The following is a 13635-nucleotide window of genomic DNA, read 5'->3' on the forward strand; positions in this document are numbered from 1 at the left end:
GCAGAAGCGCACAAAAAACCCGAGCCTTCGGCCAGGCTCGGGAGATATGTTCACTCATTCGTCTGCGGTTTCTGGTGCTGCTTTTGGTCTTCAGGAGGCTGCGTATTTCTTTCCATATCGTCCGTATCAGCGCCCATGCCTTTCAGGAAAGAAAACAGCAGAGTGACGGCCTTGTTGATTTCCGGGTCTTTTAAAGCGCGGACGATATCAAAATACCCCGTCTTCCTGCCGCTGTCTTTTTCCTCGACGGCCTTTGTGACGCCCGCATTGATTTTAACGATAAACGGCTCAAGCTGTTTTACATCGAGCATGCCGAGAACGCCGCTTAACAGCAGGAGATTTTTCAGCATATTGGCCGTTTCCGGAGTATTCGCCTTCTTCACGAGGATATCCATCACTTTGTCTCCCTGGCCGAAGAGCCCGCGCAGAAGCGCCAAAACGCCGCGCTCGTTCATGTGCTGAAGAATGTGCAGAGATTCCAAAATCGCGTCTTTATTTCGTAAAAGAGCCGTCTCGATCTCTTCTAAGTCCTTTTTTCGTTTGTCTTCTTCTGTGACGGTCTGTTTTCGGATGCCGCTGATTGCTTTAGCCATTTTGCTGTTTCCCCCTTTTTACGGCGTCTCCCGGAAATACATAATCTTTACGCGTCCATTTCCGCTCAACCCGGACACCGATCTGCGGCTGCGGGTTTCCGTAACGGAAATTGATTTTCGGAAGCGGATTAACGCCTTCTTTTTTCAAAATCTCCATCTTCGCTGATGTTTCTTTATAAGCCGGTGTATCGGTATCCTTATCCGCATAGCTGCTTGTCAAAAGGTTAATGGCGGCGTCTTTTGAATCGTTCATCGGGAGATAGACTTGTTTGCCTTTTACCCTGTCTGTGATGACGCATTTGACTTTCACATTTCCGTACGGTGATGTCAGACGGACAAGCGTTCCGTCTTCCAGCCCTCTTTCTTCGGCGAGTTCGGGCGAGACCTCAAGGAACACACTCGGTGTTTTTTCGGATATTCCTTTTGATCGGTAAGTCAGATTTCCTTCGTGAAAATGCTCGAGCAGCCGCCCGTTATTCACATGGATATCATATTCTTCACCAAATTCTTTCGGCTCGGTCCACTGAACGGGATATAAAATCGCTTTGCCGTCTGAAAACGGGAACTTATCCGTAAATAAAAGCGGTGAATCGGTTCCGTCCGCTGCAACCGGCCATTGCAGTGAATTGTAGCCTTCGAGACGTTCGTAAGTGACGCCTGCATAGAGCGGCGAAAGCATTGCCGCTTCTTCCATAATGTCTGCCGGATGTTCATAGTGCCAATCAGCGCCCAGACGGTTGGCGATGTCCGTAATGATCTGCCAATCAGGCTTTGAATCTCCCAGCGGTTCAAACACTTCGTAAAGGCGCTGCACCCTTCGTTCCGTATTCGTAAACGTCCCTTCTTTTTCAAGGCTCGGGCTTGCCGGAAGCACGACATCGGCGAACTCGGCCGTACGCGAAAGAAAGATATCCTGCACAACGAAGAAATCCAGCTTTTCAAATGCGGCATGAACATGGTTAATATTGGAGTCGACAAGCCCCATTTCTTCTCCTTTTAAGTACATGGACTTCAGTTTTCCTGAGTGGATGCCTTCGATCATTTCATGATTTGTCATTCCGATTTCTTTCGGCAGGTCTGTTCCCCAGCCCTGTTCATACTTTTTGCGGGCTTTTTCATCCGTTACTTTTTCATAGCCGGGGAAGCTGTCAGGCATACTGCCGAAATCACTGGCTCCCTGCACGTTATTATGGCCACGAAGCGGATATGAGCCTGCGCCGGGCTTGCCGTAATTTCCGGTCACGAGAAGCATGTTGGAAATGGCCGTGCTCGTATCACTTCCTCCGATATGCTGGGTGACCCCCATCGCCCACAGTGCGCACACGCTGCCGGCTTCATGAATCATCCGGGCCACTTTGATTAGGGTATCCTTGTCCACACCGGTATGTTTTTCCGCATATTCCATTGTATAAGGTTCAAGACTTTTCACGAATTCATCTAATCCGTTCACTCTCTCATTCAGAAATGCAGTATCCGCCAAATCGTGATCAAGCAGATATTTCGATACGGCATTCAGCCAGACAATATCTGATCCGGCACGCGGCTGGAAAAACACATCGGAGCGCTCGGCCATTTCATGTTTTCGCAAGTCAGCGACGACGAGCTTCTGTCCGTGCAGCTTATGAGAACGTTTAATGCGTGTGGACAGGACGGGGTGAGACTCAGACGTATTTGAACCGATAATCAGCACGAGCTCAGCTTTTTCTATATCTGTAATCGATCCTGAATCACCGCCGTATCCGACCGTTCTGAACAATCCGGCCGTGGCGGGAGACTGGCAGTAGCGTGAGCAGTTGTCGACATTATTTGTGCCAATGACAGCTCTTGCAAGCTTCTGCATCACGTATGATTCTTCATTCGTGCATTTGGAAGATGTGATAAAGGCAAGTGCATCCGGGCCGAAATGTTCTTTTATATCGGTAAATTTATCAGCGATCAGCTGCAGCGCTTCATCCCATTCCGCCTCCCGAAACGAGTCTCCTTCCCGGATAAGCGGTTTGGTAAGGCGCTTTTCACTATTGACGAAATCCCAGCCGAATTTCCCTTTCACACACGTCGAAATGCCATTTGCGGGCGCCTCGGCCTGAGGCTCAACCTTTAAAATGTCTCTTCCTTTCGTCCATATATCAAAACTGCAGCCGACACCGCAGTAAGTGCATACGGTTTTCGTTTTTTTGATTCTTTCATCCCGCATGGCCGATTCCATGTCCGATATGGCCAAAATCGATCCGTACCCGGTTTCGACCCCTTTTGTGATGTCAATCATCGGCCGAAGCGTCTCTTGGTTAATGCCTGTTAAATACCCCGCTTCGCCTTCCATGCCTTTTTCCATCATGGCATTGCACGGACATACGGTCGAGCAATGTCCGCAGGAAACACATGATGATTCATTGATCGGCACATCCTGATCCCAAATGACCCGCGGGCGTTTCCTCTCCCAATCAATGCTTAACGTTTCGGTTACCTGTACGTCCTGACAGGCTTCGACGCAGCGTCCGCATAGGATGCACTGATCGGGATCATATCGGTAAAACGGATTTGATTCATCTTTAGGATACGGTTTTTGATCGAACGGAATGCTTTGATGATTGATTTTCATTTCCTTTACGGTATTATGTACTTCGCAGCTCCCATTGTTGTAATCACAGACCGTGCAGTACAATTCATGGTTGTGCAAAATGTTGTCCATGCCGATAATCTGCGCTTTTTTCACATCGGACGAAAGCGTATCGATGACATCTCCGTCCTTTATTTGCGCGGAACACGAACGCACCAGTTCCCCGTTAACATTGACGATACAGGTATCGCACGTTTCAATCGGCCCGAGACTCGGATGATAACACACGTGCGGCACGTCAATTGAACTATTGTTCAAAAGCTGCAAAACGGTTTGACCGTCCCGAGCTTCCATTTCAACCCCATTGATTGTAACCTTCTTTGTATCAGCCATTTTCTTTTCCCCTTTCTGTACCCCTCTATACATCCTCTATGATTCCCAACCGGCCTTTCACTAAAACATCTCGTTTATCTCAGGAAACATGCGGGTATGAGCGGTAAAAAGGAGGCGTTCACATATGTTGAAGAAAAAAACACTCGCCACGGGATTATCGGCAGTGATGCTCACGGGATGCGCATTCGGCGCAGAAGCATTTTCGGTTACACAGCCCGTCCATGCCGCAGCCGCTTCAAAAACGGAAAACCAACGTGCACAAGAACTGGTGAACAGCCTTTACCAATCGGCGTTTAAAGGGGAAATGCCGCAAAATGTGAAAGGCCTGAAAATCAACCAAAGCACAAGACAGGACGTTTACGATAAAATCGGCGAGCCGGAACAAAAAGCAGACAGCCGCAATCCATTTGATTTATACAGCTGGAACATGGGAAACCCCGGTTATGGATTTTCCTATCATAAAAACGGAAAAATCTCGGAAATACGCTATTTCGGAACAGGGGTCGAGCGGCGCTTAAACCTCGGAAGCGTCACACCTGACGTCTTAAGCAAACAAATCGGCAGCGCTGACAAAATCCTGACAGTGCCAAAAACGGGCGAAACAGATTACGTCTACCATACGGGGCAGTATGAGCTCCGCTTCGTCATCGGCAGTGACCAAAAAGCAGACCATGTCAACCTAAAAGCCAGATAACGCAAAAAAAGCGGCCTCCCGGGCCGTTTTTTCATAGACAGCTTCTCCGTCGTTCCTTACAATACATGGGAGTACAAAAAAAGGGGAACAGTGTGAAGTGAATAGACATCCATTGACATACGGAATATGTACTGTTTTTATCATCGCCCTCGGTTTGCTGTCCAGAACCGCATACATCACCGCCCTATTGCCCGGCATCATAAAAGCTTATTTAGGAGATGCCTTGTGGGCGGCAATGATTTTTACAGGATTCGGGCTTTTGTTTCGGCACATCCGGACGGAAACAGCCGCATTTTTGAGCCTCTCGTTTTGCTGTCTGATTGAATGCAGCCAGCTGTATCACGCGCCTTGGATTGACGCAATCAGAAGCAGCACGCTCGGCGGGCTGATCCTCGGCTGGCAATTTGTCTGGAGTGATATTTTCGCCTATACCCTCGGGGTATGCGCCGCCGCATTTTTAGAATGGGCCGTAAAAAGAAACCGCCAGTCCCCTTCATAATCGGAGCATGCCGCCGATATGAAGGGATAAGGAGGTGGAAGCTATGGATATCCCTGCGTTATCAATCGCTATGCACCAAGCATCTCTGGCGCAGAATGTAAATATCGCTTTAACAAAAACGGTCATGCAGCAAGCACAGGCTGCGGCGGAAGAAACAGTGAAAATGCTGCCGTCCCAGCACCCGACTGCCGGACATTCAATTGATGTGAAAGTGTAAAAAAAGATGCCGGATGATAACCGGCGTCTTTTTTTTGCCCGTTGTACGTACACCATACCGGGCATACAGGAATAAGGTAAACGGAACCAAACATTTGAAAAGGAGGTTTTCCTCTTGTACGATCCTTTCTATCATGAATACACAGCCGAGAGCCACGAACGGGTGCCATATCATTATCCGCGGCCGCCTTATTATTTCCCCAGACCGTATCCATACTATCCGCGGCCGCCTTATTATTATCCTAGACCATATCCATACTATCCGCGGCCGTATATCCCGTTCTATCCTTGGTATTAATGTTTGAAAAGAAATGACTGCAGACAGGAGGCTTCCCCTGTCTGCTATTCAACTTTGACCGACAGGATATACGGGAGGGCTTGAACTTTTTCCATTACCGCCGCTTTCCCGCTTTTGCTTTTCACCCTTCCCTTCACTTCAAGCACCGCCTTATTCAATTCATAGGACGTAATAAGAATTCCTTTTTCCTCAAGAGAAGTTAAAATATCATGCATGACGGCTTTCTCCTCAATCCTGAAACTGACAGACAAAGAATGCGCCGCCGGTTTAAACAGAAAATTTAACAGTTCAAGCCCGATTAACGCCAAAATCGTGCCGCTGATGCCGATGACATACATACCCGCCCCGATCGTCAGCCCGATCCCAGACGTAGCCCAAATCCCCGCGGCCGTCGTAAGCCCCCGCACGACATGCCGCTGCAAAATAATCGTGCCGGCTCCTAAAAATCCGACGCCGCTGACGACCTGCGCCGCCACCCGGCTCGGATCAAAGGACGTATGGCTGTTGGATAACAAATCAAAAAAGCCGTATTTGGAAACGATCATCATCAAGGCGCTGCCGACGGCCACTAAAAAATGCGTCCTCAAACCGGCTTCCTTCGCCCTGAATTCTCTCTCCAATCCAATAAGAGCCCCAAGCAGACCCGCAACCGCCAGACGAATCACAAAATCAAGTTCCATCCGTCTCTCTCCTTTCCTTATCTTCTTACCCGCTTTTTATCCCCCGTATCTTTTTCAATCAGCACAGGACTGCCCAGCTGAAAAAAAACTGCATTTGAATATATACTTTGGTTCTTTATCATATTGTCAGTGCTCTTATTTATATGCGGAAGGTATGAAGTTGACGTTTCTAAAATAAGGAAAATAACTTATTGAGAGTATATTAAACAAGTTTATTCGTTGAAGCTGCGGCCGCTTGTCTCTTCCAATCTTCTAAAAACAGAACGAATGCCGCTCCCTCATGCTCAAAAATTGCTTTCAATCCGCAAAAATATATCGTAATATAAGATATAATCTCAATAAACGATGTAAGGTGGATGATGATGTCAAACGAAATCATGCGATTAAATGACCTCTGGACAGATATTTACTACCGGCTCCGTTATCAGCACCATGAAAAAATCACTCACCAAGGTGTACGGATTCTGCAAGTCATTCAAAAAGAGAAGGCAGTCGGAATAAAAGACATTGCCGAAGCGATTCAAGTATCACATAATACCGCTTCGGAACATATAAAGCGGTTACTGCAGAAAAAGTACGTTTATAAAACCAGAAGTGTTGAGGATGAGCGGAAAGTCATTTTAAAACTTACCAGTTTGGGGGCGGATGTCCTTTACCGGCATTCCGGTCTTGATGAAGAAAAGCTTAAACAGCTTCTTTTTGACAGCATGAATCATGAAGAAAGAACACTTGTCTTAAAAGCATTCAGTTTGATGAAGGAGCGTGCTGAAGATGTTTACGATCGTTAAAATCATTGTCTCCGCTGCTATTATTGGGATTATCACTGAAATATCAAGAAGAAGCCCGAGTTATGGAGGTATTATAGCGGCTTTACCAATTGTCAGTATGCTGAGCATGGTTTGGCTGTACATCCAAGGCGAAACGAAGGAGACATTAAGTCATTTTGCATTCAGCGCGGCTTCCGGCATCCCCTCCACAGTCATTATGCTGGTCATTATCGGCATCGCCCTTCGCCATTCACTGTCTTTCATTGCCGCATCAGGGCTTGGACTTACAGGATGGCTGGTTTTCTTGTATGCTCAGGATTTTATCGTAAAACATATAAACAGTCAGCAATAAGAATCTTAGCGCTTGTTTGTAAATACGAGGAATTTAAAAAAACAGGGATACCCCTGTCTTAAAAGTGACTCCGATTAAAAAGCGAACCCCCTTTCTTCACGAGAAGCAGACACCGCCGAACACAAAAACATCCCGTGTTGCGAACGGAGTCCGCAGCCTGTACAGCCATATCGGCATAAAAAACCGGCTGATCTCTCAAACAGAATGTCCGGCAATCACCTCAAAAAACGAGGTGAAATCTGTCAGTATCCCGTCATCCGCCAGCTGCTTTTCTTCAAATAGCGCGCGGTTTTTTCCGAGCGGGTCAATGGCCATAATCTTGCCTGCACCTGCTTTTTTCGCCGCTGTGAGCCCCGAAAAGGCATCTTCAATGACTAGGCAATCTTCAGGTCTGAGGCCTAACTTTTCCGATGCGATGAGAAAAATATCCGGCGCCGGTTTTCCGGGGAAGCTCCCGTCATCAAACGTGACTTTGTCAAAATCAAACCACCGATCCAACTGAAAGACGTCAAAGTAAAACTCGACATTTTCCTTTACCGTAGCCGTGGCAATGGTCATTGGCGTTTCTGATTTTTTCAGATGGTTCAATACGCCGGTCAGTCCCTTCGTCAGCTTTAACTCATCTTTGTTTTCAAGGCATAATTCTCTGTAGTAGGCTTCTTTTTCAAAAGACAGCTTCTTGATTTCTTCATTTGTTAAATCGCCGGAAATAAAATACGTCAGGATTTCACTGTTTGTTCTCCCGTGAATGTTAACGAAAATCTCTTCATCAGAAATGGTTTTCGGCGCGTATTTTTTCACCATGAAAAACCATGCTTTTTCGTGCAGATGCGAATCTTGAAACATCGTGCCGTTAAAATCAAAAATAACCCCTTTCATTGAACCGCCCGCCTTTTTTATTTTTTTGCGATTTTGACATCTACATATTGCTCGTAATGAATTTGAACATCTTTCATCACTTTATCATCCGTAATCAGATAATCCATATCATGTAAGTTATAGAACACGTAAAAATCTTCCCGGTTGAATTTTTTATTATCCGCCAGCAAAAATTTCGTCCGCGAATTATTCAGCGCGATTTGATGAGCTTCCCCTTCTTCAATGCTGTAAGAAGAAATCTCATCATTATGTATGCCGTTGGCGCTGATGAAGGCTTTCGTAAAATTGAATTTCTGCAGATTGCCGTTCACGATGGGCCCGACGAAGGCACCGGTATTTTTTCGGAAATCGCCGCCAATCAGGATGGTATCCGCAGTGTCACCATGTTTTAAAATATCAAATACGGGATAGTTGTTTGTGATAATCCTGATTCGCTTATGCAGCAGGTGTTTGGCTAAAAGTTCAATCGTCGTGCCGGGCCCTAAAAAAACGGTATCGCCGTCATTTACATATGAAGCTGCGAGTTCCGCGATCTTCCCCTTCTCATCCATTTGAACACCCAGTTTTTCATTATGCGATAATTCGTGATCAATGGAATAAGATATGCTCTGTGCGCCTCCGTGAATACGTACGATTTTTCCGGCCTTATCCAGCTCGTCCAGATCTCTTCTCACTGTCATATCAGAAACATCCAGTTCATCGATAATATCACTCACCGTAATAAACCCCCGCGAGTTTACGATATCGATGATTTTTAAAAGACGCTCTTTTTTTAACATGTTCAATCATCCCCTCAACTTTACACACAATCTAACACACCGCGGCTATCCGGTCAACAAAAACAAACACTAACAAACAACATAATCAACATATAAAACAACGAAAAACTTATATAACCCCTATGAAAACAGATTTTATTTCTTTATGAAGCTATTGACAACAAAAATGTATGCGTTTACTATTAAACAAAAGATAACAATTACAAACATTAACAAACTTCAATTCACACATTGGCGAAGGAGGATTCAGTAATGCTCAAATTACCTCATGACTTTATTTTCGGCGGGGCGACTGCGGCATATCAAGCGGAAGGCGCCACAAAAGAAGGCGGCAAAGGGCCTGTGGCCTGGGATGAATTTCTTGAAAAACAGGGAAGATTCAGCCCTGATCCGGCAAGTGATTTTTACCGCCAGTTTCCGGAAGATATTAAACTATGTGAAAAATTCGGAATAAACGGCATCCGCCTTTCTATAGCCTGGACGAGAATTTTCCCTGACGGCACGGGCAAAATCAATCAGGAAGGTGTTGATTACTATCATCGTATTTTCTCAGAGTGCCATAAACGCAACGTCACCCCTTTTGTCACGCTGCATCATTTCGATACACCGAAAGGATTATTTGACCAGGGAGATTTCCTCAACCGCGCTGCAATAGAAGCGTTTGTCAGCTATGCGGAGTTTTGCTTTAAAGAATTCAGCGAAATCAGATATTGGAGCACGTTTAACGAAATTTATCCCACAGCCACCAACCAGTATTTACTCGGGGTTTTCCCGCCATCTGTTAAAAGTGATATCACAAAAGTCATTCAATGCCTCCATCACATGATGGTAGCGCATGCGATGACCGTCAATCTTTTTAAAGACGGCGGCTATCCGGGAGAAATCGGTGTCGTCCACTCATTGGAAACAAAATATCCCGCCAGCGACTCAGAAGAAGACCGCCACGCCTGTTTTCTGGATGACGCGTTATCAGTGAGATTCCTCCTCGACGCCACCTACCTCGGCTATTATTCTGAGGAAACCATGCGGGCTCTGGATGAAATCTGTGAGGCAAACGGCGCTTCATACAAGTTTTCAGACAGTGACTTTGACGTGATGAAAAAAGCTTCAACGCGCAATGATTATCTCGGCATCAATCATTATCAATGCCATTTCGTCAAAGCGTACGACGGAGAAACCGTTATTCACCATAACGGAACGGGCGATAAGGGCACTTCGGTCTATAAAGTAAAAGGAATCGGCGAAAGAATTTACAAAGAAGGCCTGAAACGGACCGATTGGGACTGGCTCATTTATCCTGAAGGCATGTATGACATGCTGATGCGCATCAAACGGGACTATCCGCAATATAACAAAATGTACATTACCGAAAACGGCATGGGCTATAAAGATGAGTTTGAAGACGGCATCATTATGGATAAGGCAAGAATCGACTATTTAAAAGTCTATTTAGAAGCCGTCAGTAAAGCGATTACCGACGGAGTCAATGTAAAGGGGTACTTCTTATGGTCCTTAATGGATTTATTTTCATGGACCAACGGCTACAACAAACGTTACGGTCTTTTTTACGTCGACTTTGACACCCAAAAACGATATCCGAAAGAATCGGCCTACTGGTACAAACTTGTAAGTGAAACAAAAACAATCATTTAACGATCATACATGGTGAAAAGAGTCTCTTTTCATCATGTGTGCCGTCTTTAGGAGGTTTTTTTCATGACAAAGGAAGAATTGCAGATGCTCGGTTTTGAAATCGTCGCCTATGCCGGCGACGCCAGAAGCACTTTATTGAAAGTCCTGAAAGAAGTCCGTGCCGGAAACTTCGAAAACACGGAAGCAGCATTGAAAAGCGCCGATGAAAATTTAACCCTCGCCCACAATGCGCAAACGAAAATGTTAGCTGAAGAAGCTGACGGCAAGGACATGGAATTAGGGTTTATTTTCGTTCACGGTCAGGACCACTTGATGACAACCCTTTTGCTCCGTGATCTTATTCAGGATTTTATAGAACTCTACCGAAGCCGCCGATAAGGAGTGGAAAAATGAACGGTATCATCAAGCAAATCGAAAAGGGAAAACCGTTTTTTGAAAAAATCTCAAGAAACATTTATTTAGGCGCGATCCGCGACGGCTTCTTAACTGCCATGCCTGTTATTTTATTCGCCAGCATTTTTATCCTCACCGCCGCTGTGCCGGAAGTGTTGGGTTTCACTTGGCCTAAAAGTGTTTCTGAATGGCTTTGGAAAGTTTATAACTATTCAATGGGCGCCCTCGGTCTGATCGTTGCGGCAACAAGTGCGAAATGCCTGAGTGAATCAATGAACCGAAAAATGCCGAAAAACAAAGGGATCAACCCCGTTTCAGCGATGCTTGCTTCAGTCGTCGGGTTTCTCATTTTAAGCGTCACTCAAATCGACGGCGGATTCTCCACGGAATACCTCGGCACAAAAGGTCTTTTAGCCGCTTTTGTATCCGCTTTCATAACAGTGAACGTTTACAGATTCTGCGTGCTGAAAAATATTACGATTAAAATGCCGAAAGAAGTACCGGGTACCATTTCACAAACATTTAAAGATGTTTTTCCGTTCGCTTTTTCCGTTTTGGCCATGGTGATCGTTGATTTATTGATCAGGAATACGCTGAACGTATCTTTTGCAGAGGCTCTCTCCTCTCTCTTATCGCCGTTTTTTACCGCCGCAGACGGTTATCTGGGGATTTGTGTCATTTGGGGAATGATGGCGCTGTTCTGGTTTGTCGGCGTTCACGGTCCTTCTATTGTGGAACCGGCCATCGCAGCTATTATTTACGCAAATGTGGAGGCGAACCTTCAGCTTCATAATGCCGGTGAGCAGGCGTCCAACGTGCTGACCGTCGGACTCGGGAACTTCGTCGGCACAATGGGAGGGACCGGCGCAACCCTTGTTGTTCCGTTTATCTTTCTTCTTTTCGCGAAATCCAAGCAATTGAAAGCAGTCGGAAAAGCATCCGCGGTTCCGGTGTCTTTCGCAGTAAACGAACCTCTGCTCTTTGCTGCGCCGATCATTTTAAATCCTTATTTTTTCATTCCGTTTGTTGTAACGCCGATGGTGAATGTCTGTCTGTTTAAATTTTTCGTGGATGTCATCGGAATGAACAGTTTTATGTATGTTCTTCCGTGGGCCACCCCGGCGCCCGCCGGCTTGATTCTCGGAACCGGCATGGGGCTCTCGGCTTTTGTGCTGACGGCTGTATTAATCATTGTCGATTTCCTGATATACCTGCCATTCTGTAAAGCTTATGACAAAGTATTAGCGGCGAAAGAAGCCCAACACACCGAGCCTGAAACCGCGCCGCAAACATTACAGCCCGCCATGGCCGGCGCCTCCGAAGACGCGTCCTCCGTCATCAGCACAAATCTTCAGGAATCCTCATCCTCCTTGGAACACAGCACCAATGTGTTAGTGCTGTGCGCCGGAGCGGGAACGAGCGCCATGCTTGCGAACGCACTGACAGAAGGAGCCGAAGAATATAACGTGCCGATTACCGCCTCAGCAGGCGCCTACGGATCCCATTACGACATCATGAAAGACTTCGATATGATCATTTTGGCTCCGCAGGTCGGCTCTTATTACGATGACATTAAAGAAGATGCGGACCGCCTGCAAGTGAAACTCATCGCAACGAAAGGAGCGGAATATATCAGCCTCACCAGAAATTCACAAAAAGCCATTCAGTTCATACTGGAGCATACCTCAAAATAGAATCGGAGGTTTATCATGGATGCCAAACTTTTAAAATCAAGATTCGAAGACATTTTCAAGAGAAGTAACGGAGAACTGTTTTTCGCACCCGGCCGGATCAACCTGATCGGGGAACATACGGATTATATAGGCGGCCACGTTCTTCCATGCGCGATCACGATCGGAACTTATGCCGTATGCGCAAAACGCGGAGATCACCAGATCCGGTTATACTCAGAAAACTTTCCTGACAGCGGCATTGTCTGCCTTGATCTTTCCGCCACAGCATACAAAAAAGAAGACGGCTGGGCCAATTATCCGAAGGGGATGATCCATTACCTTCTTAAAGTCGGCGGCCAAATAGACAGCGGAATGGATATTCTTTTTCACGGTACGATTCCAAACGGAGCCGGTTTAAGCTCCTCCGCTTCTATTGAAATGTTAACAGGTTCCATTTTAAGAAAGTTATTCAGCCTGGATGTTTCCGATACTGAACTGGCGCTTATCGGAAAAAGAGTCGAAAATGAATTTATCGGCGTGAATTCAGGCATTATGGATCAATTCGCAGTGCAAAAAGGCAAAAAGAACATGGCCATTCTGTTAAACTGCGATAAGCTTGAGCACGAAATGATTCCGGCTGCTTTTAACGGATATAAAATCGTCATTATGAATACGAACAAGCGCCGGGAGCTGGCGGCTTCAAAATATAATGAACGCCGCAGCGAATGTGACGAGGCTCTTTCAGAACTGCGGCAATATCGGAATATCGCCTCACTTGCGGAATTGACGGGAGAAGAATTCAACGAACTCGAATCCCTTCTCTCCTGTGAAACTTTGCGTAAAAGAGCCCGGCACGCGGTCAACGAAAACGAGCGGACCCTCTCAGCCGCGGAGGCTCTCAAATCGAATGATTTGAAAACGTTCGGCGAGCTGATGAATGCGTCCCACCGTTCTTTACGCGATGATTATGAAGTGACCGGTGACGAATTAGACGCGCTGGCTGAAGCAGCCTGGAAAGAAGGAGCACTCGGAGCGCGGATGACGGGCGCGGGGTTCGGCGGCTGCGCCATAGCCATTGTGGAAAGTGAAGAAACCGCCGGCTTTATCCGGGCCGTTTCATCTCACTACCGCAGCAGGACAGGTCTTGAAGCTTCTTTCTACATCGCGGATATAAGCGATGGCGCGGCTGAATGGAGGGAAAAATAAATC

The 13635-nt window shown here is 46.3% G+C and carries 14 protein-coding genes and 1 pseudogene; 10 read left to right on the top strand and 5 right to left on the bottom strand.

The annotated features are described in order from the left end of the window. Positions 1-50 precede the first annotated feature (50 nt). The gene (locus ACNFN4_RS10830) at positions 51-593 is read right to left on the bottom strand and encodes a DUF1641 domain-containing protein (protein ID WP_012117344.1); all 543 of its coding nucleotides are present in this window, start codon (positions 591-593) and stop codon (positions 51-53) included. Further along, the gene (gene fdhF / locus ACNFN4_RS10835; protein WP_448200166.1) at positions 586-3543 is read right to left on the bottom strand and encodes a formate dehydrogenase subunit alpha; all 2958 of its coding nucleotides are present in this window, start codon (positions 3541-3543) and stop codon (positions 586-588) included. The genes ACNFN4_RS10830 and fdhF overlap by 8 nt, the downstream gene beginning before the upstream one ends. Positions 3544-3667: 124 nt before the next feature. Here fdhF and ACNFN4_RS10840 point away from each other — a divergent pair, with 124 nt between their 5' ends. The 4 genes from ACNFN4_RS10840 to ACNFN4_RS10855 all read left to right on the top strand — a co-directional run bounded on the left by ACNFN4_RS10840 (position 3668) and on the right by ACNFN4_RS10855 (position 5250). Continuing rightward, positions 3668-4237: a YjgB family protein gene (locus ACNFN4_RS10840; RefSeq protein ID WP_015417262.1), complete on the top strand. Its 570-nt coding sequence runs from the start codon at positions 3668-3670 to the stop codon at positions 4235-4237. 97 nt (positions 4238-4334) lie between these two features. After that, a complete protein-coding gene (locus ACNFN4_RS10845) occupies positions 4335-4736 on the top strand; it encodes a ribosomal maturation YjgA family protein (RefSeq protein ID WP_047935626.1) in 402 nt (133 codons plus the stop codon). Between the two features lie 43 nt (positions 4737-4779). Further along, the gene (locus ACNFN4_RS10850) at positions 4780-4953 is read left to right on the top strand and encodes a YjfB family protein (protein WP_007407314.1); all 174 of its coding nucleotides are present in this window, start codon (positions 4780-4782) and stop codon (positions 4951-4953) included. Positions 4954-5067: 114 nt separating this feature from the next. Next, positions 5068-5250 carry a hypothetical protein gene (locus ACNFN4_RS10855; RefSeq protein ID WP_076851211.1) on the top strand — a complete coding sequence of 61 codons (183 nt, stop codon included), beginning with the start codon at positions 5068-5070 and terminating at the stop codon, positions 5248-5250. A 283-nt stretch (positions 5251-5533) separates the two neighbouring features. Here the strand turns inward: ACNFN4_RS10855 and ACNFN4_RS10860 are convergent. Further along, a pseudogene (locus ACNFN4_RS10860) lies at positions 5534-5930 on the bottom strand (MgtC/SapB family protein); the annotation flags it as partial. A gap of 362 nt (positions 5931-6292) precedes the next feature. Here ACNFN4_RS10860 and ACNFN4_RS10865 point away from each other — a divergent pair. Both ACNFN4_RS10865 and ACNFN4_RS10870 read left to right on the top strand, forming a co-directional pair. Continuing rightward, positions 6293-6718: a MarR family winged helix-turn-helix transcriptional regulator gene (locus tag ACNFN4_RS10865; protein ID WP_025649618.1), complete on the top strand. Its 426-nt coding sequence runs from the start codon at positions 6293-6295 to the stop codon at positions 6716-6718. After that, positions 6702-7049 (top strand): DUF3147 family protein, encoded by a 348-nt coding sequence (locus ACNFN4_RS10870; protein WP_032863792.1) that lies wholly within the window; start codon positions 6702-6704, stop codon positions 7047-7049. The genes ACNFN4_RS10865 and ACNFN4_RS10870 overlap by 17 nt, the downstream gene beginning before the upstream one ends. A 195-nt stretch (positions 7050-7244) precedes the next feature. On the opposite strand, the gene ACNFN4_RS10875 is transcribed toward ACNFN4_RS10870, so the two are convergent. Both ACNFN4_RS10875 and ACNFN4_RS10880 read right to left on the bottom strand, forming a co-directional pair. Next, positions 7245-7928 (bottom strand): HAD family hydrolase, encoded by a 684-nt coding sequence (locus tag ACNFN4_RS10875; protein WP_124693093.1) that lies wholly within the window; start codon positions 7926-7928, stop codon positions 7245-7247. Positions 7929-7945: 17 nt separating this feature from the next. After that, positions 7946-8707: a DeoR/GlpR family DNA-binding transcription regulator gene (locus ACNFN4_RS10880; RefSeq protein WP_007407321.1), complete on the bottom strand. Its 762-nt coding sequence runs from the start codon at positions 8705-8707 to the stop codon at positions 7946-7948. 252 nt (positions 8708-8959) lie between these two features. Between ACNFN4_RS10880 and lacG the strand changes: the two genes are divergently transcribed. The 4 genes from lacG (at position 8960) to ACNFN4_RS10900 (ending at position 13632) form a co-directional block, all read left to right on the top strand. Beyond that, a complete protein-coding gene (lacG, locus tag ACNFN4_RS10885) occupies positions 8960-10360 on the top strand; it encodes a 6-phospho-beta-galactosidase (RefSeq protein WP_448200167.1) in 1401 nt (466 codons plus the stop codon). 63 nt (positions 10361-10423) lie between these two features. Further along, positions 10424-10738, top strand: coding sequence for a PTS lactose/cellobiose transporter subunit IIA (locus ACNFN4_RS10890; protein ID WP_007407323.1), 315 nt, complete (start codon positions 10424-10426; stop codon positions 10736-10738). Between the two features lie 11 nt (positions 10739-10749). Next, a complete protein-coding gene (locus ACNFN4_RS10895; RefSeq protein WP_007407324.1) occupies positions 10750-12447 on the top strand; it encodes a PTS lactose transporter subunit IIBC in 1698 nt (565 codons plus the stop codon). A gap of 15 nt (positions 12448-12462) precedes the next feature. Then, positions 12463-13632, top strand: coding sequence for a galactokinase (locus ACNFN4_RS10900; protein WP_108725036.1), 1170 nt, complete (start codon positions 12463-12465; stop codon positions 13630-13632). Positions 13633-13635: the final 3 nt, after the last annotated feature.

The organism is Bacillus sp. N1(2025), assembly GCF_053470005.1.

What these genes read in the sequence shown, in the direction of transcription:
- ACNFN4_RS10840 (WP_015417262.1), top strand. Translation starts at nt 3,668, where the DNA reads ATGTTGAAGAAAAAAACACTCGCCACGGGATTATCGGCAGTGATGCTC.
- ACNFN4_RS10850 (WP_007407314.1), top strand. Translation starts at nt 4,780, where the DNA reads ATGGATATCCCTGCGTTATCAATCGCTATGCACCAAGCATCTCTGGCG.
- ACNFN4_RS10875 (WP_124693093.1), bottom strand. Translation starts at nt 7,928, where the DNA reads ATGAAAGGGGTTATTTTTGATTTTAACGGCACGATGTTTCAAGATTCG.
- fdhF (WP_448200166.1), bottom strand. Translation starts at nt 3,543, where the DNA reads ATGGCTGATACAAAGAAGGTTACAATCAATGGGGTTGAAATGGAAGCT.
- ACNFN4_RS10865 (WP_025649618.1), top strand. Translation starts at nt 6,293, where the DNA reads ATGTCAAACGAAATCATGCGATTAAATGACCTCTGGACAGATATTTAC.
- ACNFN4_RS10900 (WP_108725036.1), top strand. Translation starts at nt 12,463, where the DNA reads ATGGATGCCAAACTTTTAAAATCAAGATTCGAAGACATTTTCAAGAGA.
- ACNFN4_RS10830 (WP_012117344.1), bottom strand. Translation starts at nt 593, where the DNA reads ATGGCTAAAGCAATCAGCGGCATCCGAAAACAGACCGTCACAGAAGAA.
- ACNFN4_RS10870 (WP_032863792.1), top strand. Translation starts at nt 6,702, where the DNA reads ATGTTTACGATCGTTAAAATCATTGTCTCCGCTGCTATTATTGGGATT.
- ACNFN4_RS10880 (WP_007407321.1), bottom strand. Translation starts at nt 8,707, where the DNA reads ATGTTAAAAAAAGAGCGTCTTTTAAAAATCATCGATATCGTAAACTCG.
- ACNFN4_RS10895 (WP_007407324.1), top strand. Translation starts at nt 10,750, where the DNA reads ATGAACGGTATCATCAAGCAAATCGAAAAGGGAAAACCGTTTTTTGAA.
- ACNFN4_RS10890 (WP_007407323.1), top strand. Translation starts at nt 10,424, where the DNA reads ATGACAAAGGAAGAATTGCAGATGCTCGGTTTTGAAATCGTCGCCTAT.
- lacG (WP_448200167.1), top strand. Translation starts at nt 8,960, where the DNA reads ATGCTCAAATTACCTCATGACTTTATTTTCGGCGGGGCGACTGCGGCA.